The 24,782-nt window shown below is 71.9% G+C and carries 19 protein-coding genes; 13 read left to right on the top strand and 6 right to left on the bottom strand.

Annotation, left to right across the window (positions count from 1 at the left end; all coding sequences use genetic code 11):
* Positions 1-13 precede the first annotated feature (13 nt).
* From QF032_RS17475 to QF032_RS17435, 9 genes are all read left to right on the top strand, one after another.
* Positions 14-790, top strand: a complete 777-nt coding sequence (locus QF032_RS17475) for an SDR family NAD(P)-dependent oxidoreductase (RefSeq protein ID WP_307043805.1) — start codon at positions 14-16, stop codon at positions 788-790.
* Positions 791-903: 113 nt separating this feature from the next.
* Complete coding sequence (locus QF032_RS17470) at positions 904-2,022, top strand: LLM class flavin-dependent oxidoreductase (RefSeq protein WP_373430353.1); 1,119 nt, start codon at positions 904-906, stop codon at positions 2,020-2,022.
* A 165-nt stretch (positions 2,023-2,187) separates the two neighbouring features.
* Positions 2,188-3,918, top strand: a complete 1,731-nt coding sequence (locus tag QF032_RS17465) for an N-acyl-D-amino-acid deacylase family protein (protein ID WP_307056486.1) — start codon at positions 2,188-2,190, stop codon at positions 3,916-3,918.
* Complete coding sequence (locus QF032_RS17460) at positions 3,915-5,420, top strand: aldehyde dehydrogenase family protein (protein WP_307056484.1); 1,506 nt, start codon at positions 3,915-3,917, stop codon at positions 5,418-5,420. Before QF032_RS17465 ends, QF032_RS17460 begins: the two co-directional genes overlap by 4 nt.
* A gap of 214 nt (positions 5,421-5,634) precedes the next feature.
* The gene (locus QF032_RS17455; protein ID WP_307056482.1) at positions 5,635-6,378 is read left to right on the top strand and encodes an ALF repeat-containing protein; all 744 of its coding nucleotides are present in this window, start codon (positions 5,635-5,637) and stop codon (positions 6,376-6,378) included.
* A 206-nt stretch (positions 6,379-6,584) separates the two neighbouring features.
* Entirely contained in the window at positions 6,585-7,457 is an 873-nt protein-coding gene (locus tag QF032_RS17450; protein ID WP_307043795.1) for an LLM class F420-dependent oxidoreductase, read from the top strand.
* Positions 7,458-7,521: 64 nt separating this feature from the next.
* Entirely contained in the window at positions 7,522-10,137 is a 2,616-nt protein-coding gene (locus tag QF032_RS17445) for a bifunctional FO biosynthesis protein CofGH (RefSeq protein WP_307056480.1), read from the top strand.
* Positions 10,138-10,215: 78 nt separating this feature from the next.
* Positions 10,216-10,803: a hypothetical protein gene (locus QF032_RS17440; protein WP_307043791.1), complete on the top strand. Its 588-nt coding sequence runs from the start codon at positions 10,216-10,218 to the stop codon at positions 10,801-10,803.
* A 225-nt stretch (positions 10,804-11,028) separates the two neighbouring features.
* Positions 11,029-12,153, top strand: coding sequence for an ADP-ribosylglycohydrolase family protein (locus tag QF032_RS17435; RefSeq protein ID WP_307043789.1), 1,125 nt, complete (start codon positions 11,029-11,031; stop codon positions 12,151-12,153).
* Between the two features lie 7 nt (positions 12,154-12,160).
* Here the strand turns inward: QF032_RS17435 and QF032_RS17430 are convergent, their stop codons facing one another.
* The gene (locus QF032_RS17430; protein WP_307043787.1) at positions 12,161-13,771 is read right to left on the bottom strand and encodes a sodium:solute symporter family protein; all 1,611 of its coding nucleotides are present in this window, start codon (positions 13,769-13,771) and stop codon (positions 12,161-12,163) included.
* 126 nt (positions 13,772-13,897) lie between these two features.
* Complete coding sequence (locus QF032_RS17425) at positions 13,898-14,683, bottom strand: SDR family oxidoreductase (RefSeq protein WP_307043785.1); 786 nt, start codon at positions 14,681-14,683, stop codon at positions 13,898-13,900.
* Positions 14,684-14,758: 75 nt separating this feature from the next.
* On the opposite strand from QF032_RS17425, the gene QF032_RS17420 reads away from it, so the two are divergent.
* Complete coding sequence (locus QF032_RS17420; RefSeq protein ID WP_307043784.1) at positions 14,759-15,682, top strand: hypothetical protein; 924 nt, start codon at positions 14,759-14,761, stop codon at positions 15,680-15,682.
* Here QF032_RS17420 and QF032_RS17415 read toward each other — a convergent pair whose 3' ends face one another.
* Positions 15,683-17,629, bottom strand: coding sequence for an MFS transporter (locus tag QF032_RS17415; RefSeq protein WP_307043782.1), 1,947 nt, complete (start codon positions 17,627-17,629; stop codon positions 15,683-15,685). It lies immediately after the preceding gene.
* Between the two features lie 171 nt (positions 17,630-17,800).
* Positions 17,801-20,506: a D-alanyl-D-alanine carboxypeptidase gene (locus QF032_RS17410; RefSeq protein ID WP_307056478.1), complete on the bottom strand. Its 2,706-nt coding sequence runs from the start codon at positions 20,504-20,506 to the stop codon at positions 17,801-17,803.
* A 237-nt stretch (positions 20,507-20,743) separates the two neighbouring features.
* Here QF032_RS17410 and QF032_RS17405 point away from each other — a divergent pair, with 237 nt between their 5' ends.
* The 3 genes from QF032_RS17405 (at position 20,744) to QF032_RS17395 (ending at position 22,998) form a co-directional block, all read left to right on the top strand.
* Entirely contained in the window at positions 20,744-21,499 is a 756-nt protein-coding gene (locus QF032_RS17405; RefSeq protein ID WP_057578912.1) for a GOLPH3/VPS74 family protein, read from the top strand.
* A gap of 262 nt (positions 21,500-21,761) precedes the next feature.
* On the top strand, positions 21,762-22,619 hold the full coding sequence (locus tag QF032_RS17400; protein ID WP_306951376.1) for a helix-turn-helix domain-containing protein: 858 nt from the start codon (positions 21,762-21,764) through the stop codon (positions 22,617-22,619).
* Between the two features lie 187 nt (positions 22,620-22,806).
* Positions 22,807-22,998, top strand: a complete 192-nt coding sequence (locus tag QF032_RS17395; RefSeq protein ID WP_306951378.1) for a DUF397 domain-containing protein — start codon at positions 22,807-22,809, stop codon at positions 22,996-22,998.
* 135 nt (positions 22,999-23,133) lie between these two features.
* Here QF032_RS17395 and QF032_RS17390 read toward each other — a convergent pair whose 3' ends face one another.
* On the bottom strand, positions 23,134-23,637 hold the full coding sequence (locus QF032_RS17390) for a glutathione peroxidase (protein WP_307056476.1): 504 nt from the start codon (positions 23,635-23,637) through the stop codon (positions 23,134-23,136).
* 128 nt (positions 23,638-23,765) lie between these two features.
* Complete coding sequence (locus QF032_RS17385) at positions 23,766-24,755, bottom strand: ArsR/SmtB family transcription factor (RefSeq protein ID WP_307056474.1); 990 nt, start codon at positions 24,753-24,755, stop codon at positions 23,766-23,768.
* Positions 24,756-24,782: the final 27 nt, after the last annotated feature.

The raw sequence follows: 24,782 nt of genomic DNA, 5'->3' as shown, positions 1-24,782 counted from the left end.
ACGGAGGACAACCATGGGCAAGGGCAAGCTGGACGGGCGCGTCGTCATCGTCACCGGAGCCGCGCGCGGCCAGGGCGAACAGGAGGCGCGGCTCTTCACCGAGGAGGGCGCGCGGGTGGTCGTCGCCGACGTCCTCGAGGAGCAGGGCCGGGCGCTCGCCGAGGAGATCGACGCCCTGTACGTCCCGCTCGACGTCGGCAGCGAGGAGGCCTGGCAGTCGGCCGTGCGTGCCGCGCAGCAGGCGTACGGGCACATCGACGGCCTGGTCAACAACGCCGGCATCCTGCGCTTCAACGCGCTCACCGACACCCCGCTCGACGAGTTCATGCAGGTCGTGAAGGTCAACCAGGTCGGCTGCTTCCTCGGCGTCAAGACGGTCGCGCCGGTGATGTCCGACGGGGGCACGATCGTCAACACGGCCTCGTACACCGCGGTGACCGGGATGGCGGCGGTGGGCGCGTACGCGGCGACCAAGCACGCGATCCTCGGGCTCACCCGGGTCGCCGCGCTGGAACTCGCCCCGCGGGGCATCCGGGTCAACGCCGTGTGCCCGGGCGCGGTCGACACCGCGATGTCCAATCCCTCGCTGCTGGACCCGGACGCGGACCGGGAGGAGACCGCGAAGGCCATCGACGGGCTGTACCGCAAGCTCGTGCCGCTGGGCCGGATCGGCCGCCCGGAGGAGGTGGCCCGCCTCGCGCTGTTCCTCACCTCGCAGGACTCCTCCTACATCACCGGCCAGCCGTTCGTGATCGACGGGGGATGGCTCGCGGGCGTCGCCGTCATCTGACTTTACGTCAGCTATTGACCCTCCTTGCGGGTGGTGCGACAGTCGGGCCAGCTGATCTGACGGACCGTCAGAATCAGATCCGTGGACTTCAGAACCGGGGACGGTGAACCTCCTTGGAATTCGGGCTCTTTGTACAGGGATACGTGGGCAAGCGCGCCGAGACCGATCCGCTCGCCGAGCACAAGGCGCTGATGGAGGAGACCGAGTACGTCATCCAGGCGGACAGGTCCGGGTTCAAGTACGCCTGGGCTTCCGAGCACCACTTCCTGGAGGAGTACTCGCACCTCTCCGCCAACGACGTCTTCCTCGGCTACCTCGCCCACGCGACCGACCGCATCCACCTCGGCTCGGGCATCTTCAACCCGCTGGCCCAGGTCAACCACCCGGTGAAGGTCGCCGAGAAGGTCGCCATGCTCGACCATCTCACCGGCAACCGCTTCGAGTTCGGCTCCGGCCGCGGCGCCGGCTCCCACGAGATCCTCGGCTTCCTCCCCGGCATCACCGACATGAACCACACGAAGGAGATCTGGGAGGAGACCGTCGCCGAGTTCCCCAAGATGTGGCTCCAGGACGAGTACGAGGGCTTCCAGGGCAAGCACTGGCAGCTCCCGCCGCGCAAGATCCTGCCGAAGCCGTACGGGAAGTCGCACCCGGCGATGTGGTACGCGGCGGGGTCGCCGCCCTCGTACGCGATGGCCGCCCGCAAGGGCCTCGGAGTGCTGGGCTTCAGCATCCAGAAGGTCTCCGACATGGAATGGGTGCTGGAGCAGTACAAGACGGCCGTCGTGAACGCCGAGCCGATCGGGGACTTCGTCAACGACAACGTGATGGTGACGACGACGGCGATCTGCGCGCCCACCCACGACGAGGCGATCCGGATCGCCGTCGAGGGGGAACTGCACTACCTGCCCTCGCTGGTGTTCCGCTACCACGACACCTTCCCGCGCCCCGAGGGCTTCCCGGTCTGGCCGGAGACCCTGCCGGAGTACAACGCCGAGTTCGTCGAACTGCTCATCGAGGAGGAGCTGCTGATCTGCGGCGACCCCGACGAGGTGACGCGGCAGTGCAAGCGGTGGGAACAGGCGGGCGCGGACCAGCTGTCCTTCGGGCTGCCGGTCGGGGTGCCCAAGGAGGAGACGCTGCAGACGATCCGGCTGATCGGGGAGCACGTGATCCCGAAGATCGACACGGATCCCGTGCACCGCACCACACGGTTCCGGCAGGGCGCGTAGTCGCCGGCGCGGACCGGCAGGGCGCGTACGCGCCGTAGGCGTGCGGGCCGTTCGGCGGCTGCGGATCCGTCGTGGCCGGTCGCGCCCACGCGGCGGGCCGCACATCGATACAGCCCGCGCCCCCTTCGGGGGCGCCATCGCATCGGAGTTTGAGGAGGGGCCCTCGTGCTCGATCACGTCATCAGAGGGGCGACCGTCGTGGACGGGACCGGTGCGCCCGCCTTCACGGCCGACGTCGGCATCCGGGACGGGCGGATCGCCGTCGTCGGCACGGTCACCGAGGATTCCCGTACCGCCGAGGACGCCGCCGGCCTCGTCCTCGCGCCCGGGTTCGTCGATCCGCACACGCACTACGACGCCCAGCTGTTCTGGGACCCGTACGCCACCCCGTCCCTGAACCACGGGGTGACCACGGTCGCGGCCGGGAACTGCGGCTTCACGCTCGCGCCGCTCCACCCGGACCGCCCCGAGGACGCCGACTACACCCGCCGCATGATGTCCAAGGTGGAGGGCATGTCGCTGGTCGCCCTCGAGGAGGGCGCGCCCTGGAACTGGAGCGGCTTCGGGGAGTACCTGGACGCGCTGGAGGGGCGGATCGCCGTCAACGCCGGCTTCATGGTGGGGCACTGCGCGCTGCGCCGGTACGTGATGGGCCCGGACGCGGTGGGCGGGCAGCCCAGCGAGGAGCAGCTGGAGCAGATCGTGCGGCTGCTGCACGACGCCATGGATGCCGGCGCCTGGGGATTCTCCACCACGCAGTCCTCGACCCACTCCGACGGGGACGGGCAGCCCGTCGCCTCCCGTCACGCCCGGCCCGAGGAGCTGCTCGCGCTGTCCCGGGCGGTGGGCGAGCACGAGGGAACCCAGATCGAGGCGATCGTCGCGGGCTGCCTCGACCAGTTCAGCGACGCCGAGATCGATCTCTTCGCGGAGATGAGCGCCGCCGCCGGACGCCCCCTGAACTGGAACGTCCTCACCGTCGACGCGGCCGTCCCGGAGCGGGTGCCCCGGCAGCTCATGGCGAGCGAACGGGCGCGCAAGGCGGGCGGCAGGGTCGTGGCGCTGACCATGCCGATCCTCACGCCGATGAACATGTCCCTGGGCACGTTCTGCGCGCTGAACCTCATCCCGGGATGGGGGCCGGTGCTCGCCCTGCCGGTCCCGCAGCGCGTCGAGCGGCTGCGCGACCCGGCCGTCCGGGCCGAGATGCTGCGGCGGGCGGACTCGAAGGAGGCGGGCGTCTTCCGGCGGCTGACCGACTTCGGGCGGTACGTCATCGGCGACACCTACAGCGAGGCCAACGCGGGACTCACCGGCCGGGTGGTACGCGACGTCGCCGCCGAACGCGGCCTGGACCCCTTCGCCTGCCTGGTCGAGATCTGCGCCGCCGACGGGCTGCGCACCGTCCTGTGGCCGATGCCGACGGACAACGACCCCGCCTCGTGGGCCCTGCGGGCGGAGGTGTGGAACCACGAGGACGTCCTGCTCGGCGGTTCCGACGCGGGCGCCCACCTGGACCGCATGTGCGGGGCGCCCTACACCACCCGCTTCCTCGGCGACTGTCTGCGCGGCCGGAAGCTGGCCGGCCTGGAACAGGCGGTGAAGATGCTGACGGACGACCCGGCGAGGCTGTTCGGGCTGCGGGAGCGGGGCCGGATCCAGGAGGGCTTCCATGCCGACCTCGTCCTGTTCGACCCGGAACGGATCGACGCGGGCAAGGCCACCTTGGTGCACGACCTGCCGGGTGACAGTCCGCGGCTGGACTCCAAGGCCCTCGGGGTGCGGGCGGTGTGGGTGAACGGCGTGGCCGCCATCCGCGACGACGTGGTGACGGGCGCCGTGCCGGGACGGGTGCTGCGCTCGGGGCGGGACACCAGGACGGTGAGCACGAGGTGAGCGCCGCGCGGGAACCGGGCGTCGGCGCAGGGCAGCGACTGTTCGTCGGCGGAGACTGGGTCGAGCCCGACGGCGGACACTACGAGGTCGTCGACCCGGCGACCGAGGGGATCGTCGGCCGCGCGCCGGAGGCTTCGCCGCAGCAGGTGCGCGAGGCCTGCGCGGCGGCCCGCGAGGCCCTCGGACCGTGGTCGCGCACCCCGCCGGAGGAGCGGGCGGCGGTGCTGGCCCGGGCGGCCGACCTCATCCGGGCCCGGCTGCTGCCGTACGCAGGACTCGCGCAGGCGGAGTCCGGCGCCACCACCGCGACGGCCCGCGCGATGCAGGTCGGGGTGGCCGCGGCCCGCTTCCGCCGGTACGCGCGTGTGGAGCCCGCCGAGTGGCCGATCCCCCCGCAGATCAACGAGGCGGGTGGGGGCACCTCCCACGCCCTTCAGGCAGTGGGGGCGGGCAAGGCGGGCGTGATGGGCGCGCTCGCCGTGCGCCAGCCGGTCGGCGTGGTCGCCTGCGTCACCTCGTACAACAACCCGTGGGCGAACCCGGCGGGGAAGGTCGCGCCCGCCCTCGCGATGGGCAACACGGTGGTCGTGAAGCCGGCCCCGCAGGACCCCCTGTCCGTCTACCGGATGGCGGAGGCGCTGGAGGAGGCGGGCGTCCCGCGCGGCGTCGTCAACGTCGTCTCCGGACGGGCGGTCGCGGTCGGCGAGACGGCGGTGTCCTCGCCGGACGTCGACATGGTGAGCTTCACCGGCTCGACGGCCGTCGGACAGCGCATCGCCGAGGCGTGCGGCCGGGACATGCGGCGTCAGCTCATGGAACTGGGCGGCAAGGGCGCCGCGGTCGTCCTCGACGACGCGGATCTCGCGTCGGCGGTGGCCGGCATCGGCACCACGTTCTCCTTCTACAGTGGCCAGATCTGCACGGCCCCGACGCGGGTGCTGGCGCAGCGCGGGGTGTACGACCGGCTGGTGGAGCAACTGGCTTTGTACGCACGCCGGTTGAAGGTCGGCGATCCGAGGGAGGCGGACACGGTCGTCGGCCCGGTGATCTCGGCCGCGCACCGGGACCGGGTGGAGTCGTACGTCGAACTGGGGCGCAAGGAGGGCGCGGTGGTCGTCGCGGGCGGCGAACGCCCGCCGTCGGAGCGCGGGTTCTACGTCGCCCCGACCGTCCTCGCCGACTGCACGAACGACATGCGGGCGGTGCGGGAGGAGATCTTCGGTCCCGTCGTGACGGTCGTGCCCTTCGACGACGAGGAGGAGGGCGTCGCCCTCGCCAACGACAGCGACTACGGCCTCATCGACTACGTCTGGTCGGCGGACGTGGCCCGTGCCTTCCGTGTCGCCCGCCGGCTGCGGGCGGGCGGCGTCGGCGTCAACACCGTGGGCCGCAACATGGAGGCCCCGTTCGGCGGGTTCAAGAAGAGTGGCGTGGGTCGCGACGTCGGCTCGTACGCGTTGCACGCGTACAGCGAGGTGCAGTCCATCGTCTGGCCGGGCTGAGCCGCCGGCCCGCCGGACGGGTGCCGACCGGTGCGCGTCTGCGCGCGTAACCGGGGAGGATTCAAAGGGAGTTGAGATTCCTTCTGTGGGGTTCGATGATGTACGAACAAGGCATCGAATGCCGACGGGGACTGCCGGTTTCCGGCAGTGCATCAGGTGGCGCACGGGGGTGAAGATCCTCGCAGCGACCGCCACATCACGGAGGAACACACTCATGCGACAGCATCGCGTTGCCCTGCTCGTCACGGCCACAGCCCTGGGCCCGGCCCTGCTCTTCGCCTCCCCGGCGTTCGCCGCCGGCGCGGCGGCGACCGCGACGACGGCGACCGCTGCGGCGGCGGCCGACACGCCCGTGGACGAGATGTCGCTGGACGACCTCCGCGTCGCGGTCGCGCGCATCCTCGGGGACAAGACCTCCGGCAAGGCCGTCGTACGGGAGGCCAACAGGGCTCTGGACGCCGGCACGGCGGACGCCCTGCGCGCGTTCCTGAAGTCCGGGTTCCGGCTCGCGCGGGCCGAGGACGACCGGGTGGCGATCGTGCGCATCCTGGGGGACAAGGCCTCCGGCAAGGCGGTGGTCCGTGAGGCCACCAGGGCTCTGGACGTCAACACCCCGGAGGCGCTGCGCGCGTTCCTGGAGACCGGCTTCCGGCTCGCGCGGGCCGAGGACGACCGGGTGGCGATCGTGCGCATCCTGGGGGACAAGACCTCCGGCAAGGCGGTGGTCCGTGAGGCCACCAGGGCTCTGGACGTCAACACCCCGGAGGCCCTGCGCGCGTTCCTGGAGACCGGTTTCCGGCTGGCGCGGGCCGAGGACGACCGGGTCGCCGTCGCGCGCATCCTGGCCGACCCGGCCATCAGCAAGGCCCTGCGCGCCGCGGCCGAGAAAGCCATCAACGGCACGCCGGAGGAACTGCGGTACTTCCTGGAGGTCGGCCAGTACGAGGTCAAGCGCTGACGTTCGGGGCTTGAGGCCCGCACGCCCGAGGCTCCCCGAGCCTCGGGCGTGTTCTGTCGGCGCGTCCGGAGCGCGGTAATGCCGACCAGTCGGTATGGACAGTTGCCGTGCCGCCCGGTACAGATGGGGATCGCACCCGCACACCCGGGGGTCGCCACCCCGCGACGACGCCGTCGACAGAGCCGCACGCAGCGAAAGGCCCGCCCATGCGCATCGCCGTCACGATCTTCCTCACCGACGAGACGATCACCCCCGTCCGCCTCGCCCGTGAGCTGGAGCAGCGCGGGTTCGCCGGGCTCTATCTGCCCGAGCACACGCACATCCCCGTCGAGCGCACCACCCCCTACCCCGCCGGCGGCGACCTGCCCCGCGAGTACGGCCGCACCCTCGATCCCTTCGTCGCGCTCGGGCAGGCGGCGGCGGTGACGGAGACGCTGGGTCTGGGCACCGGCATCACGCTCGTCGCCCAGCACGACCCGATCGACCTGGCCAAGCAGATCGCGACCGTCGACCATCTCTCCGGCGGCCGGTTCACGCTGGGCCTCGGCTACGGCTGGAACGTCGAGGAGGCCGCCGACCATGGGGTGCAGTGGCGGACGCGGCGCGAGCTGGTCCGGGACCGGATGCGGCTGATGCAGGCGCTGTGGGCGGACGAGCCGACGGCGTACGAGGGCGAGTACGGGAGCGTGCGGGCCAGCTCCGCGTACCCCAAGCCCGTGCAGAAGCCGCGCGGACCGGTCGCCGGCCCCCGCACGCTCGTCGGCGGGGCCGCCGGGCCGAAGCTGTTCTCGCACATCTGCGAGTACGCCGACGGCTGGCTGCCGATCGGCGGCCGCGGCCTCTCCGAGTCGCTGCCCGTCCTGCGGACCGCCTGGGCGGACGCCGGCCGCGACCCGTCCGCCCTCCAGGTCGTGCCGTACGCCGTCCACCCCTCCCCGGGCAAGCTCGCCCACTACGCGGAGCTCGGCATCGACGAGGTCGTCGTCCAGCTCCCGCCCGCCGGCGAGGCGGAGGTGCTCGGCCTGCTCGACGGGTACAGCACGTACCTCACCGACGACGCCAGTGGCACCGTGCGATGACCTCACGCGAAGGACGGACCGGGCGTCCCGTCGGCTGTGATCAGCCCGAACGTATGCTCAAAGGATGACGACTCCCGAGAGCTCCGGTACCGGCCCCGGCCCCATCCCGGGCACGAATCCCGGCCCCACCGAGAACTCCCTGCGTCGCGCCCTCAAACGCGCCCGGGACGGCGTCGCCCTCGACGTCGCAGAGGCGGCCGTCCTGCTCCAGGCGCGCGGCGAGGCCCTCGACGACCTCGCCGCGTCGGCCGCCCGGGTGCGGGACGCCGGCCTGGAGGCGGCCGGCCGGCCCGGGGTCATCACGTACTCGAAGAGCGTCTTCATCCCCCTGACCCGGCTGTGCCGGGACAAGTGCCACTACTGCACGTTCGTCACCGTCCCGGGCAAGCTCCGCCGCGCCGGGCACGGCATGTTCATGTCCCCCGACGAGGTGCTCGACATCGCCCGCAGGGGCGCGGCCCTCGGCTGCAAGGAAGCCCTCATCACCCTCGGCGACAAGCCGGAGGAGCGGTGGCCCGAGGCCCGGGAATGGCTCGACGCGCACGGCTACGACGACACCATCGCCTACGTCCGGGCCGTCTCCATCCGGATCCTGGAGGAGACGGGGCTGCTCCCGCACCTCAACCCGGGCGTGATGTCCTGGACCGACTTCCAGCGGCTCAAGCCCGTCGCGCCCTCCATGGGCATGATGCTGGAGACCACCGCGACCCGGCTGTGGTCCGAGCCCGGCGGCCCGCACCACGGCAGCCCGGACAAGGAACCCGCCGTCCGCCTGCGCGTGCTGGAGGACGCGGGCCGATCCTCCGTCCCCTTCACGTCCGGGATCCTGATCGGCATCGGCGAGACGTACGAGGAGCGGGCCGAGTCGCTGTTCGCGCTGCGCAAGGTCTCCCGCGCCTACCACGGCATCCAGGAACTGATCATCCAGAACTTCCGCGCCAAGCCGGACACCGCCATGCGCGGCATGCCGGACGCGGAACTCGACGAGCTGGTCGCCACGGTGGCCGTGGCCCGGCACATCATGGGCCCGTCCGCCTGCCTCCAGGCCCCGCCCAACCTCGTCGACAGCGAGTACGGGCGGCTGATCGGCGCGGGCATCGACGACTGGGGCGGGGTCTCCCCGCTCACCATCGACCACGTCAACCCCGAGCGGCCCTGGCCGCAGATCGAGGAGCTGGCCGCGAAGTCCGCCGCGGCCGGCTTCACCCTGCGCGAACGCCTCTGCGCCTACCCGGAGTTCGTGCGGCGCGGCGAGCCCTGGCTGGACCCGCGGCTGCTCCCGCACGTGCGCGCGCTGGCCGACCCGCAGACCGGGCTCGCGCTGCCGGACGCCGTCGTCGAGGGGCGGCCGTGGCAGGAGCCGGAGGAGGCGTTCGTGGCGTCGGGGCGTACGGACCTGCACGCCTCGATCGACACCGAGGGCCGCACCTCCGACCGCCGCGACGACTTCGACGAGGTGTACGGCGACTGGGGCGCGCTGCGCGAGGCCGCCGCCCCCGGCATGGCCCCGCAGCGCATCGACACCGACGTGCGCCTGGCCCTGCGCACGGCCGCCGACGACCCGACGAAGCTCACCGACGACGAGGCGCTCGCCCTGCTGCACGCGGACGGCCCGGCCCTGGACGCCGTCTGCCGCATCGCGGACGACGTCCGCCGCTCGGCGGTCGGCGACGACGTCACCTACATCGTCACGCGGAACATCAACTTCACCAACGTCTGCTACACCGGCTGCCGTTTCTGCGCGTTCGCGCAGCGCCGCACCGACGCCGACGCGTACACGCTCTCCCTCGACCAGGTCGCCGACCGCGCCCAGCAGGCCTGGGAGCTGGGCGCGGTGGAGGTCTGCATGCAGGGCGGCATCCACCCGGACCTGCCCGGCACGGCGTACTTCGACATCGCGAAGGCGGTCAAGTCCCGCGTCCCCGGCATGCATGTGCACGCGTTCTCGCCGATGGAGGTGGTCAACGGCGCGACCCGCACCGGTCTGTCGGTCCGCGAGTGGCTGACGGCGGCGAAGGAGGCGGGCCTCGACTCGATCCCCGGCACCGCGGCGGAGATCCTCGACGACGAGGTCCGCTGGGTCCTGACCAAGGGCAAGCTGCCGGCGGCGACCTGGATCGAGGTCGTCACGACGGCCCACGAGCTCGGCATCCGGTCCTCGTCCACGATGATGTACGGCCATGTCGACCAGCCCCGGCACTGGCTCGGGCACCTGCGCACCCTGGCCGGGATCCAGCAACGCACCGGCGGGTTCACGGAGTTCGTCACGCTGCCGTTCATCCACACCAACGCGCCGGTGTACCTGGCGGGCATCTCCCGTCCCGGCCCGACCGTGCGGGACAACCGGGCGGTCACCGCGATGGCCCGGCTGCTGCTGCACCCGCACATCCCCAACATCCAGACCAGCTGGGTGAAGCTGGGCACGGAGGGCGCGGCGGAGATGCTGCGCTCGGGGGCGAACGACCTGGGCGGCACGCTGATGGAGGAGACGATCTCGCGGATGGCGGGCTCGTCCTACGGGTCGTACAAGTCCGTCAAGGACCTGATCGCCGTCGCCGAGGCGGCGGGCCGTCCGGCGAAGCCGCGCACGACGCTGTACGGCGAGGTGTCCGAGGAGCGGCAGCGGGCCGCGGCGGCGTCGGACGGGCACCTGCCGGAACTGCTGCCCGTGCTCGACTGAGGGACGGTCCTACAGGATCCCCACAGTACGATGATCGGAACCCCTCGTGGTCGGGGGGTCCCGTAGCTGAGGAGATGCGTGCCCGTGCCTGCCCGACGGCTTCCCTCCTGGGCCTGGGTCACCGGCCTGACCGCCGGTGCGATCGCCGCGGTCGTCGTGCTGACGGCACAGGCCGAGAACGGTCCGCACCCGACGGCGTCGGCGGCGAAGAGGCCGAACGCCTCGGCGTCCGCGTCCGCGAAACCGCCGGCCTCGCCGAAGCCGTCCGCCTCGCCGCAGGCGGCCGGGGTGCCCGCGGAGTCGGGCGCGGGCCGCCGGGTCGTCTACTCCCTGGGGCAGCACCGCGTCTGGCTCGTCGACGCCGACGACACGGCCCGGCGCAGCTTCACGGTCTGGCCCGGGACGGTGAACCCGGCCGTCGGCAGCTACACGGTGTCGCTCCGCAAGGACGCCCTCAAGGGATCCGACGGCGTGCAGATCGAGCACGTCATGTACTTCTCCGTCGCCTCGGGCGTCAACATCGCCTTCTCCAACGCCGTCGACGGCTCCTCCCCGCCCCCGGCCGCCGCCGGCGCGCGGACAGGCGGCATCCGGATGGCCAAGGCGGACGGGACGGCGCTGTGGGCGTTCGGCGAGACGGGGACGAAGGTCAGGGTCGTCGAGTAGGACGGGTCCCGCAGCCCACGGTCACCCGCGGCGCCGGACGTGCCCCAGCCCGCACACCCGCTCACCCGCCCACGCACCCACTCACCCGCCCACGCACTCGTGCGCGGTCGACCGCCGGCAGTTCTCAGCCTCTCCACCCGTCAGCCGTCACACCGGCCGGGAACCGGGCGGCGTTCGATTACAGTGACGGACGTCGTACGTACGGACGGTGGCCGGGAGGACTTGGTGGGTGCGACTGCCGGGCCCGTCTGGGGCCGCGCCGAACAACAGGACTTCCGCAGCAGGGTGCGCGGCACGCTGCTGGGCGCGGCCGTCGGCGACGCGCTCGGCGCTCCCGTCGACGGGCTGGGTCTCGAGGAGATCCGGCAGGGACTCGGGCCCGAGGGCGTGGTGGACCTGGTGTCCGCCTACGGGCGGCGCGGCGCGGTCACCCACCTCACCCAGCTGACCCTCTTCACCGTGGACGGCCTGATCCGCGCCCAGGTGCGGCGGGACACCGGCGCGTGGCATCCGCCGACCGATCTGCACCGCGCGTATCTGCGATGGGCGGCCACCCAGCGCGACTGGGGGCCCGACCTGCGGCGCAAGGACGACGGCTGGCTCGCCCGCGAGGAGTGGCTGTACGCCCGCCGTGATCCGACCCGCACCCTGCTGCTCGGGCTGGGGGACGACGTGATGGGCACCCTCGAATCGCCCAAGAGCCCCGGCGCGGCCGGTCCGGAGGTGGTGCCGCGCTCGGTGCCGTTCGGACTGCTCGTCGGCTGGGAGCCGCAGCTCGTCGTGCAGCTCGCCGTCGAATGCGCGGCGCAGACCCATGGCCACCCCACGGCGTATCTCGCGGCGGGCGCGTACGCCGTCACCGTGCACGGGCTGGCGCGCGGCGAGAGTCTGGACGGCGCGGTGCAGCAGGCGCTCGCGCTGCTGGCGGCGCGGCCGGGGCACGAGCCGGTGTCGGAGGCGCTGCAACGCGCGCTGGGCGCCGTGCGGCAGGGGCTGCCGGGTCCGGCGCGGGTGGAGGAGCTGGCGGGGGCGGGGACCGCGGAGGCGGTGCTGGCCGGCGCGGTCTACTGCGCGCTGGTCGCCGAGGACGTCCGGCACGGGCTGCGGCTCGCCGTGAACCACGGCGCCCCCTCCGGCCCGACCGCGGCGCTCGCCGGCGGTCTGCTCGGCGCCCTGCACGGCGAGACGGCCCTCCCGCCGGCCTGGCTGGCCGAGCTGGAGGGCCGTCCCACGATGCTGGAACTCGCCGACGACTTCGCCATGGAGATGACCCAGGGCCCCGCCCTGCACGGCCCCGCGGGGGCGTCACCGGGATGGCTGGCGAGGTACCCGAGGGGCGGGCCGGGCTGAGGGTTCCTCAGGCGCCCCCGGAAGAGGCGCTGCCGGACGGGCTGATGAGTGTGCCGTCGGCCGTGTCCCGCGGCTCCGATTCCGGGGCCGCCGCCGCTGCGGCCGAGCCCCCTGCTCCGTCCCCGTCCGTGTTGATGGTCTCGATGATCGCGAGGCGCTCCGGGGTGTCCTCGGGCTTGACGAACCCGATGACGATGTAGAGGACCAGCGACACGGCCAGCGGGATCGACACCTGGTACTGGAGCGGCACGCCGCCGTCGACGTTCCAGTTGATCGGGTAGTTGACCAGCCAGAAGGCCAGCAGACCCATCGACCAGCTGCCCAGCGCCGCCGTCGGACCGGAGCGGCGGAACGGGCGCAGCAGACCCAGCATCATCGGGATCGCCATGGGGCCCATCAGACCGGCGACCCACTTGATGACGACGGTGATGATGTCCTTGAAGGCGGGGGAGTTGACCTGGGTGGCCGCCGCCATGGACAGACCGAGGAACACGACGGTCGTGACGCGTGCCGCGATCAGCCCCGACCGCTGGTTCCACTCCCGTGCCCTGGCCCAGATGACGGGCGCGCAGTCCCGGGTGAAGACCGCGGCGATGGCGTTGGCGTCGGAGGAGCACATCGCCATCGTGTGGGAGAAGAAGCCGACGATGACGAGCCCCAGCAGGCCGTGCGGCAGCAGCTGTTCGGTCATCAGGGCGTAGGAGTCGGAGCCGTCCGGCTTGTTCGACGTCACCAGCAGCGGGGACATCCACATCGGGAAGAACAGCACCAGCGGCCACACCAGCCACAGCACGGCCGACAGCCGCGCGGAGCGCTCGGCATCCTTCGGGCCGGACGTGGCCATGTACCGCTGGGCCTGGTTGAGCATGCCGCCGTTGTACTCGAAGAGCTTGATGAAGAGGAACGCGAGCAGGAACACCGTGCCGTACTGGGCGACCAGCGGCTTGTCGTGGCCCTGGAGCGCCGGCTGGTCCCAGGCGTCCAGGAACCCGATGCCCTTGTCGTTCAGCTTCAGCACGACGGCGACGAACATCGCGATGCCGGCCAGCAACTGGATGACGAACTGGCCGAGTTCGGTCAGCGCGTCCGCCCACAGGCCGCCGATGGTGCAGTAGACGGCGGTGATCGCGCCGGTGATGAGGATGCCCTGGTTGAGGGAGATGCCGGTGAAGACGGACAACAGGGTGGCGATGGCGGCCCACTTGGCGCCCACGTCCACGATCTTCAGCAGCATCCCGGACCAGGCGAGCGCCTGCTGGGTCTTCAGGTCGTAGCGGTTCTTCAGGTACTCCAGCGGGGAAGCCACATGGAGCCGGGACCGCAGCCGGTTGATGCGCGGCGCGAACAGCTTCGAACCGATCGCGATGCCCAGCGCGATGGGGAAGGACCAGGTGACGAAGGAGGTGACGCCGTAGGTGTAGGCGATGCCCGCGTACCCGGTGAACATCACCGCGCTGTAGCCCGACATGTGGTGCGAGATGCCGGACAGCCACCAGGGCATCTTGCCGCCGGCGGTGAAGAAGTCGCTCACGTCGTCGACGCGTTTGTGCGACCAGACGCCGATCGCGACCATCACGCCGAAATAGCCGATGAGCACGGCCCAGTCGAGACCGTTCATGTGCGCCCTCCCAGGGATCAGCCCGGCGCTCATCGTGGGTGCTGGCGCGTGGACACGACAAGTAACCGTGTGGTCAAAGGGAGGTAAAAGAATTCGGTATGTTGTCCTGCGTTCATCCATATGAACTCAGTGCATCAGCTCCCCGGCGTTGACCAGCAACGACTGTCCGGTGATCGCCCGCGCCCGGTCCGACGCCAGGAACACCGCCGCATCCGCCACATCCCCGTCCGTGGCGAGCTCCGGCAACGCCATCCGTCCCGTGAGCCTCCCCAGCACCTCCTCCTCGGGCACCCCGTCGGTCTGCGCGGTGAACCGCACGTACGCCTGCACCGGCGGCCCCCACATCCACCCCGGCAGCACGGTGTTGACCCGGATGCGGTGCGGCCCGAGCTCCCGCGCCAGCGAGTACATCGCGCTCGTCAGCGCCCCCTTGGAGGCCGCGTACGCCGCCTGTCGCACCTGTGAGGGCGCCGCCACGGCCGACTGCGTCCCGATGAACACGACCGACCCGCCCCGCTCCTTCAGCGCGGGCAGACAGGCCCGCGTCATCCGCAGCGTGCCCAGCAGGTTGACGTCCAGCACCGACTGCCACGTCGCGAAGTCGGCGTCCTCGACCCCGCCGAAGTACGAGTCCCAGGCCGCCACGTTCACCACCGCGTCGATCCCCCCGAACCGTTCCCGCGCCAGGCCCGCCAGCGCCTCGCAGCTCCGCTCGTCGGTGATGTCGGCGGCCCGGTACGCGGTGCGCGCCCCGGTCGGATCGATCTCGGCCGCGCTCTTCGCGAGGTTCGCCTCGGTCCGCGCCCCGAGCACGGCGTTCCCGCCGTCCCGCACGACCGCGGCGGCCACCTGGTGACCGAGCCCGGCGCCGACCCCCGACACGACGACGGTCCTGCCCTGGAGCGATGACATGGGGCCTCCCTGCCTCTGGCGCTCTATCTGACGGAGCGTCAGAGTATGGGCCAGTCACCGAGGATGGGGAAGAGCATGAGCGAGGAGACCCACAGCGACACGCACACCGACACGCACACCGACACGCACACCGACACGCATGGCGAGACGCACGGCGGTGCGGCCGGCGGCACGCGCAGCGACACGTACGCCGAGCTGGCCGCCGTCGGCCCCTACGGGGTGCGCCCGGGCCACGCCCTGATCACCATGGTCGAACCGCATCCCGGCCACGAGTACGCCTACAACCGCTGGTACGAGGACGACCACTACTACGCCGGCGCGATGGCCATGCCCTGGATGTACGCAGGCCGCAGATGGGTGGCGACCCGCGACCTGCAACTGCTGCGGTACCCGGAGAAGTCGGCGGTCGCCCAACCCGTCACCGCCGGCTGCTACCTGTCCACCTACTGGATCACCGACGGACGCCACGGCGACCACATGAAGTGGACGGTCGCCATCAACAAGCGCCTCAACCGGGACGCCCGCGTCTACCACGACCGCACCCACGTGTTCACCGCGTTCCAGGACCACGCGACGACGGTCTACCGGGACGGCGCGGCGGGCCCGAGGGACTTCCACGCCCTCGACCACCCCTACGCGGGCCTCGTCGTCGAGGTGATCGACGCCGACTCGGCGCAGCAGCGCGCCGAACTCCTGCACTGGCTGCGCGCCCGCCACCTCCCCCGGCGGCTGGCCGGCTCCCCGGCCGCCATGGTCACCGTCTTCCGCCCCACGCCGCTCCCCGGCGACCGCATGACCTACGTCAAGCAGGTCGAGGGCGTCGACACCCGGCTGACCCTCCTGTGGTTCCTGGAGGCGGCCCCCGGCGACTGCTGGGACCCGTACTTCACCGGCCTGGAGGAGGCGGTCGCGGAGTCCGGCCTGGGGCGCGTGGAGCTGGTCGCGCCGTTCATCCCGACGGTGCCGGGCACCGACCGGTACGTGGACCGGCTGCGGTGATCACCGCTGGTCCTTCAGCTCGTCCGGGCACGGCGTCCCCCGGGGCAGCTGGTAGGGCGCGGCCAGCCGGTAGGTGCCGGCCTTCGGCGCGAGCAGCACCGTCCACTTGTCGCCGTCCGCGTCCTCCGCCGTCTCGAACAGGCACCCGTTGACGTTGTCGAACGTCTTCGGCTCGCCGTCGGAGCGGTCCTTGGACTCCTGCGTCTCCTGCGGCGGCTTCAGGCTCTTGCCCTGCTCGTCCACCACGCTCAGCCACGGCGAGTACGGGATCCGGATCAGGATCCGCCCCGCCTTCTTCACGTCGATCGTCATCTCGCCCTGCTCGGCCCGCTGCACCACCGCGTTCGGCTCGGCGAGCGGGGCGGGATCGACGACCTTGAACAGCTGCCAGTTGGCGTCGCCCCAGATCTGCTCCAGGTACGGCAGCCCCCGCTGCACCAGCTCCCGCTCCCGCTCGCCGCCGTCCCCGTCCAGCGCCTCCTTGGGGACCACGACGAAGTGCACCGCCCACCGCTGCAGCCAGTCGTGGTAGTTCGCGGAGTTGAGGGTGTCGTCGTAGAAGAGCGGGTTGCGCTCCATGTCGGCCTGGCGGTTCCAGCCGCGGGCGAGGTTGACGTACGGCGCGAGCGCGGACGCCTCGCGGTGCGAACGGGCCGGGACGACCTCCACCCGGCCCTTCTCCGCGCCGACCCCTTGCAGCTCGTTGACGAGCGGCGCCAGCTCGCGTGCCCAGGAGGCCGCCGGGGTCGTCCGCACGACGTCGTCGACCGACTTGAAGCCGATCCAGCCCACGAACGTCAGCGACGACAGGACGATCACGTACCACTTGCGGCTGCGCGGCACGGCGAACGGCAGCGCCGCCATCAGCACCACACCCGTGAACATCATCGCGAGCCGGGTGATGTTGGACCCGATCTGCGAGCTGATCAGCCACACCATCAGCACCCCGAGCCCGTACACGGCCGCCGTGATCCGCACGGTCTTCCAGTCGCGCGGGACGACGGCGTAGACCGCCACCGCGGACAGCAGTGGCAGACAGGCCGAGCCGAAGGACATCGGCTGGGTGCCGGAGAACGGGAACAGCCAGGCGGACAGGGCGACGACCACCGTCGGCGCGAGCCCGAGCGCCCACGCGCCCGGCCGCCGCTTCTGCAGGAACATCGCGACGGCGACTATGCCCACGAACAGCCCGGCCACCGGCGAGCCCATGGTGGCCAGCGCGGCGAGCGGCGCCGCGCACAGCGCCTTCGCCCACCGTTTGTAGCGCCAGCGGTGCGGCCAGCAGAACACGACGGCGACCGCGCCCAGCGCGAACATGTTGCCCAGGCCGAACGTCACCCGGCCCGACGCGGCGTTGCACAGCAGCGCGAAGATCCCCGCGAGCGCGGGCCACACCGGATTCTTCACCGGCCGGCAGCGCAGCAGGATCAGGGTGAGCAGCCCCGCCGAGATCGTCCCGGCGATCATCATGGTCGTCCGGACGCCGAGCAGGGACATCAGATACGGCGACACCATGCTGTACGACACCGGGTGCATGCCGCCGTACCAGGCGAGGTTGTACGCGGAGTCGGGGTGCCGGCCCACGAACTCGGCCCAGGCGTCCTGCGCCGCGAGGTCGCCGCCGCTGTTCGCGAACGTGAAGAACCAGACGAGGTGCAGGACGCCGGACAGCGCCGTCATGGAGAGCACGAGATGGCGGCCGAGAGGCCCGCCGAGGCGCGCACCGACCCGGTCGAGGGCGCCGCGCACCCGGGACGTCCCGCGCGCGGACTCCGTCCGGTCCTCCCGCGCGCCGTCCGGGACCCGGTCCTGCCCGAGGTCTACCACCGCGCCGCCCGCCGGGTCACGGTCGTGCTCGCCCGACTGGGGTGCGGGCACCCTGGTGCGCGAGCCGGCGTCCCGGTCCGGACCGGCGTCGTCGGCGCGTGTCGGCTCCGCAGTGGCCACCTGAAGGCACTCCCCGTGTCCCGTCTTCTGTTCTCGGCCGCGTACCGTTCGCGTCCGCTTCACGGCTACGCCCTTGCGGCCGGCGGCCTGTCCCGTTTCGCGACGCTAGCACGCACCCCGCCGGGCGGCTGCCCGACGGGGTGCGGAAGGCGTGCGGACGGGCGTCGCGGGTCAGCCGACGCGCGTCAGCTTGTCCGAGAAGCCCGGCTCGGCCAGGTCCGTCTGCAGGGCGACCGGCACCTTCACCGCGCTGCTGGAGCCGTCGCCGACGGTGAGCGTGCCCACCTGGGTGCCGGCCTTGGCCGTGTGCGGCACCTCACCGGAGGTGAACGACAGCTTCACCGTCAAACCGGCCCAGCCGGCCGCCGAGACGTCCTGGGTGATGACGACGGGCGTGTGGCCGCCGAGCTTGTCGTCCACGTACCCGACGACGTCGCCCTTCTTCAGGATCTTCGCCGAGGTGAGCGCGTCCTCGGCGGCGAGCAGCGCCGCCTGGCTGACCACGTTGGCCGTCTTGAGGATCTCGCGCTTGTGCTGGCCGAGGATCGCGCCGACGAGGGTCACCGACTTCCCGTCGACCTTCTTGCGGGAGGCGAACAGCAGGTTGCCGCCGGCCGCGCTGGTGCTGCCGGTCTTGATGCCGATCGCGCCGATCCTGAACGGCAGCTCGTTGTAGTTGGGCCAGTTCTTGCCGGACGGGTCGTCCCAGCTGGCCGCGCTCGAGATGGCGACCAGGGCCGGGACCTCCACGAACGCGCGGCCGAGCTTCACCTGGTCCTCAGCCGTGGAGACGGTGGTCTCCTTCAGGCCCGAGGGGTCGGTGTACGTCGTGTTCGTCATGCCAAGCTCCTTGGCGGTGGCGTTCATCTTCTTCACGAACGCCTCCACCGAACCCGCGTCCCAGCGCGCGAGCAGCCGCGCGATGTTGTTGGCGGAGGGGATGATGACGGCCGACAGGGCCTGCTTCTCGGTGAGCTTGTCGCCGGCCTTGACGGTGTTGAGGGTCGACTCGCCGAGGGTGACGTCGTAGCCGCCCTCCTTCTCGGCCGTCGCGTCGACCTCGATCTCCGGGCCTTCCTCCCCGGCCTTCATCGGGTGGTCCTTGAGGATGATGTACGCGGTCATGGTCTTGGCGACCGAGCCGATGGCCACGGGCGTCTGCTTGCCGAAGGCGCCCATCGTGCCGACGCCGTCGGCGTCGATCCAGCCCTGCCCCTCGTTCGGCCAGGGCAGCTGCGTCCTGCCGCCCTCGAAGGTGTACGAGCTCTTCGCGGTCAGCGTGAGCGCGGTCGCCGGCAGCGGCCGCACAGCCTGCACGATCGCAAACACGACGACCAGCAGGAGGACCAGCGGCGTCCAGATCTTGAGCCGCCGTCCGAGGGTGCGCAGCGGGGTCGGCGGGGGCGGCGGGGTGTTCGTCAGCTCGGCCAGCAGGTCCAGCGGCGGCTTCGGCGGCAGCGGCTGCTGCGTGGTCCGCTCGGGGCCGACCTGCGGGACGAACGCGGTGACGTCGGCGGGCGTCTGCGCGGCGGGCTTCGGCGGGCGGGGCTCGTCGAGCGGCTTGAGCGCGACGAACTTGCTCGTCCGCTCGGCCGGCGCCGCGGGCTTCTCGTCCGACCTGTCGGTCTTCCCGGCGGTGTCGGTCTTCCCGGACTTCCCGGCGGTGTCGGCCGTGTCGGTCGCCTCGGATGCGTCGGCGGCGTCGGCCTTCTCCCCGCCCGGCCGGGGCTTGACGTCGCCGAGCTTCAGCATGGTGGTCGGCTGGTCGACGGCGGGCTTGGGCCGGCGGGTCTTGAAGACGGCGGTGGGCTGGTCGACGGGGGAGCGGTCGGCCTTGGCGTCCTGGGGCCCGTCGTCCTCGGGCTCGGCGTCGGTCTTCCCCGGCTTCTCGGGCTCGCCCGCGTGCGACGCCCACTTCGGCGCGCGCTTGGCGGCCGGTCCGGCGCCGGACCCGGCCTCGTCCTCCGCCGCGGCGGGCGCGGCCGACTCGTTCGCGTTCTCGGGCCGCGTGTCCTCGGGCTCGTCGGTGGCATCGAGGTCGTCGGCGCCCGGTCGCTCGTCGGCCTTCGCGGCGGCGCTCCCCGCACGCACGTCGACCTCCGGGGCGTCGTCCGAGCGGGCATCCGCGTCGGCGTCCGGGGCGTCGTCCGAGCGGGCATCCGCGTCGGCGTCCGGGGCGTCGTCCGAGACGGCATCCGTGGTCGCGTCCGCGGGTTCGTCCGCGGGTTCGTCCGCTTCCTCGCGGGCCGAGTCGGCCGTGGGGGCGTCCTCGGGGCTCTTCCCGTCCGCCGTGGCGACCCACTGGGCGACGGCCGCCCGCAGACGGTCCTCGCCGCCCTCGGGAGCCTCACCGGGGGCCCCGGAGACGCCTCCGGTCCCGTCGTCGCCCTCAGGGGCGTCCCCGGCGCCGTCGTCGGCGCTCTCCTCGGCCGCTGCGGCCGTCCCGGCGTCCTTCGCGTCCCCGGAGTCGCCCGACGCCGCTTCCGGGGTCTCGTCGGCAGCCTCCGGCTCCGCTTCGGGCTCCGCCTCCGCTTCGGGCTCCCCGGCCGGCTCGGTCTCCGCGGACCCGGTCCCGGGGGCCTCGGAAGCGTCGGTCCCGGAGGCGTCGGAGGCGTCGGTGTCAGAGACTTCGGCGTCGGTCTCCGCCGCCCCGGGTTCCTCGGCCTCCTCGGTCTTCAGATCCCGTACCGAGAACACCCGCGTCGCCGTGTCCACGCCGCCGCGGGCCGGCGAGGGCTCGCTGTCCCGCGCCACCGCGACCCGCGGATCGCGGATCTCGCGAGATTCCCGTGCCTCGGGAACCGTGCCCGCGCTCCCCGACGTCGGTTCTGCCGACGACTCGCGCTGCTTCGACCTGTCGGGGGACTCGCCCGCCACCGATGCCTCCTCGTGTGCCGCACGCCGTCAGCGCGCCTGCCGAACCGTGAACAGCCCGCCCCGGACCCGCCTCACGGCGTTGTCCGAACCATGTACCAGTGTCCTGTGTAGAGCGCTTGGCTCCTGCGGTAGACGAGAACGACATACCTACTGGTTCCACTACAAACAGGTCACGCACCCTCGACAGATGAATGTGAGAGGGGTCACCCTGTCATTCATCCACGCGGGGAGGCATGGATGGGCAGGAGCCGCAGAACGATTCCGGAAGAGCTTCTTCTGCTGGCGTTGGACCCGACCACGGGTACCACCGCACAGCCGCAGTCGCTCGACCTTGGTCTGGCCGGAGCACAGCTAGTGGAGCTGGCGCTGGCCGGGCGGATAGCCCCTGACGGGGATCGTATCGCCGTGGTGTCCCCACGGCCGACTGGAGACCCAACGCTGGACTGCGCGTTGGAGTTGCTGCGAAGGCGTGGCGCTCCCGTACGGGCTGTCCACTGGATCGGCGGGCCGCGTCTCGGGCTACGCCAGATCTACCTCTCGCATCTGGAGCGGTGCGGCATGGTGCATGCCGTGGCGGGCCAGATGTGCGGAGTGCTGCCGACGACTCGCTACCAGGCGACGGACACCGACATCAGCCGGGAGATCAAGGCCCGGCTGGACTCCGCGATCCGCACCGGCGTGCCGCCGGACCCGCGGACCGCGGCGCTCGCCGCACTGGCGCACGCGGTCGGCCTCGGCAAGCACCTGTACCCGGGCAACGAGGGACGTTCGTCCCGCTCCCGGTTGCGGGACCTGATCAGGCACGACCCCATGGGCGGCCTCGTGGCGCACGCCGTGATGGACGTCCAGAACGGCGCGGCGGCACAGCCGCGCCGCAACCAGGCGCCCCCCGGCCGGCAGGCCGGACCGGGAGCCAGGCCCGCTCCGGAACCCGCCCGTGGTGTTCCGGCGCAGCCGCACCGCAACCCCATGGCGCGTGTGGTGGCCCTCTGAGCCGTCAGACCTGAGACCCGTTCGGGAGCCGACGCGGCCCGCGCGGGGCGGTGCATCTGCCGCCCCGCGCGGACGTGTGTCGGGAACCCGTCGGGAGCCCTCCGGGAGCCCGTCGGAAACCTTTCGGGGGCCCGTCCGAACTGGCGCGCAGCAGCCGCATATCCACCGTTTTCCAGCGGTGGAAAGCGCCTTGGTGGCAGTCTGCTGAACAGCAGATACGCAAAGTGTTTGAGACAGACACGCAGCCGGAGGTGCACGTCCCGTGGCGTCCAATGTCAATCCCACCGTCAGACGACGCCGGTTGGGCCAGGAGCTGCGCCGGCTCCGTGAGCTCAAGGGCATGACCGCCGAAGAGGTCGCCGAGCGTCTGCTGGTGTCCCAGTCGAAGATCAGCCGGCTGGAGAACGGCCGGCGCAGCATCAGCCAGCGCGACGTCCGTGACCTGTGCGGGGTCTACGAGGTCGAGGACCAGCGGATGGTCGACTCGCTGATGGAGATGGCCAAGGACTCCCGCCAGCAGGGCTGGTGGCACGCCTTCGGCGACGTCCCGTACAGCGTCTACATCGGTCTGGAGACGGACGCGGCGAGCCTGCGCGTGTACGACCCGCAGGTGGTGCCCGGGCTGCTGCAGACCCGTCAGTACGCGGAGGCGCTGATCTCGGGCGCGCTGCCGGAGACCGCGCAGACGGAGATCGACAAGCGGGTGCAGGTGCGCGTGCGGCGGCAGGAACGGGTCTCGTCGGGCGAGAACCCGCTGCGGCTGTGGAGCGTCATGGACGAGTCGGCGCTCCGGCGCGTCGTCGGCGGCCGCGAGTTGATGCGGGACCAGCTGGAACACCTCGTCGAGCAGTCCCAGTTGCCGCATGTCACGGTCCAGGTGATCCCGTTCGAGATGGGTGCGCATCCGGGCCTCAACGGCCAGTACGCCATCCTCGAGTTCCCCGACACGGCCGACTCCAGCGTCGTCTACATCGAGGGCGTCACCAGCGACCTCTATCTGGAGAAGCCGAACGACGTGCAGAAGTACAGCGTGATGTACGAGCACCTGCGCGCGCAGGCGCTGAACGTGGAGCAGTCCCGCCAGTTCATCGCCGACATCGCCAAGGGCTATGTGCGGTGAGGTCCGGCGGGAAGTGGCGCATGATACGCGCTAACCCCACCGGTGTGGAAGTTTCCACTGGAATATGTCATCCGGTCGAGTGAATAGTCGCTTCGTCAGTCGATGTTGGCGAGTAGCGTCGATCACGCCATCAAGCAACAAGGTTGGCGTGAAGACAGCAACTCAACAACTGCACTCCGGAGCAAAAATGGCAATTCGTCAGGGCAGCGCGCACACGTGGACCAAGTCCTCCTACTCCACGGGCAACGGTGCGTGCGTCGAGGTCAAGTCGCCGGCCGTACAGGCCCTGTTCGTCCGCGACTCCAAGGTCCAGGACGGCCCGACCCTGGTCTTCCCCGCCGACGCGTGGAGCGACTTCGTGGCGTCGGTCAAGGCGTAGGGCGGAGGACTTCCTGACCCTCAGCCGGATACCGGACACAACTGCGGAAGAACCACCCACGGGCCCTCTCGTCCAGATCGCCGTCCTAGCCGAGGGGGCCCGCCGCATGCCCGGGCGGTCCGGCCGCCCGCCCGCTCAGCCCAGGCGGCTCTCGATCGCCGCGACCACCTCGGGGGCCTCCGGCTCGGTCTGCGGGGAGAACCGGGCGACGACGGAGCCGTCCCGGCCGATCAGGAACTTCTCGAAGTTCCAGCGGACGTCGCCGGTGTGGCCCTCGCCGTCCGCGAACCCGACGAGACGCTCGTACAGCGGGTGCCGGCCGTCACCGTTGACCTCGACCTTCTCGGTCAGCGGGAAGCTCACGCCGTAGGTGGCCGAGCAGAACTCCGCGATCTCCTCGGCGCTGCCGGGCTCCTGCCCGAGGAACTGGTTGCAGGGCACGCCGAGGACGGTGAAGCCCTGCCCGGCGTACCGCTCCTGGAGCCGCTCCAGGCCGCTGTACTGCGGAGTCAGACCGCACTTGGAAGCCACGTTCACCACCAGCACGACCTGGCCCGTGTACTGCGAGAGCTCCGCGGAGCCGCCCGTGAGCGCGTCGATCTGGACGTCGAGGGGAGTGGTACCGGCATCAGTAGTCATGCTTCGGATGCTAACTCCGGGCACCGCCGTCGCCTTCGGCCGCCTCCGCCATGGTGTCTCCCTAAGCTGCCGGCGCCGGGCAGCCCCGTCGCGTCCGGCCGCCTCCCCAAAGGTGTCTCCCGCCGCCGCTAGCTCCGGGCAGCGCCCCCGGCTCCGGCCGCCTTCGCCAGGGTGTCTCCCGCAGCCGTCCGCGAGTACAGCACCGAACGGCCCGCGCGCCGCCGCTGCACCAGGCCGGCGTCCAGCAGCACGCGCAGGTGGCGGCCCACCGAGCCGAGGCCCTGGCCGGTCAGGGCGACCAGCTGGGTGGTGCTCAGCGGGCCGGCGAGCAGCACCAGCACCGCGGCGCGGCCCGGACCCAGCAGCGCGCCGAGCGCGGCCGGTGCCGACCGGGCGCGGCCATGGCGGTCCTCGGCGAGCACGCCGGTGCACGGGTAGACGACGGCGTACCGCTCCCGCCCCTCCCACGACACCCAGCCGGCCTTCGGTGTGACCGGCACGAACAGCAGCTCGGCCCCGGAGATCTCGCGGGGCGGATACTCGTGCGGGTTCACCTGGAAGCGGCTCTCGCCGAGCCAGCGCGTCCCCGGCCGCAAGGAATCCAGCACGGTCGCCCAGCCGCCCCGGCTGACCTGCGCCGTCCGCGCGACGACGTCCGCCTCCAGGACGCGCCGGCGGCGCTCCCAGTCCGGCCGTACGTCCGTCTCCCACACGTGTTCCAGCAGCGCGGCCGCCCGCTCCGGCAGGTCGTCCCGGCCCAGGGCGGCGGGCAGCGGCCCGGCCAGCGACGTCCGCAGATGCGCCCGGGCGTCCGCCGGATCCGCCGACCGCACCCGGGCCACGCCCTCCTCGAAGCTCTCGCCGTCCCTCGGCGTGGGCGTCAGGAAGTCGGCGATCCAGCTTCTCCCGAGCCCCGCCCGCACCAGCAGCGCCGTCACCGGGTCGGCGGCCAGCACGGCCCGGTAGCCGGGGAGGTGGGCGCGCAGCCACTCCCGCTCACCGGGATGGTGCCCCACGCCCGCGTGCAGCAGCTTCAGACTCGCGAAGGTCTCGGTGAGCGGCGAGATCACGAACCGGCTGCCCGCCAGGGTGTCCGCGTTCACCTGCCACCAGCCCACGCGACCCCTCCGTCCCGGACGACCTTG

The sequence above is a fragment of the Streptomyces achromogenes genome, assembly GCF_030816715.1.
Lineage (GTDB): Bacteria > Actinomycetota > Actinomycetes > Streptomycetales > Streptomycetaceae > Streptomyces > Streptomyces achromogenes_A.
The sequence above is the reverse complement of the archived record's forward strand: the minus strand, read 5'-3'. Positions and strand labels throughout refer to the sequence as shown.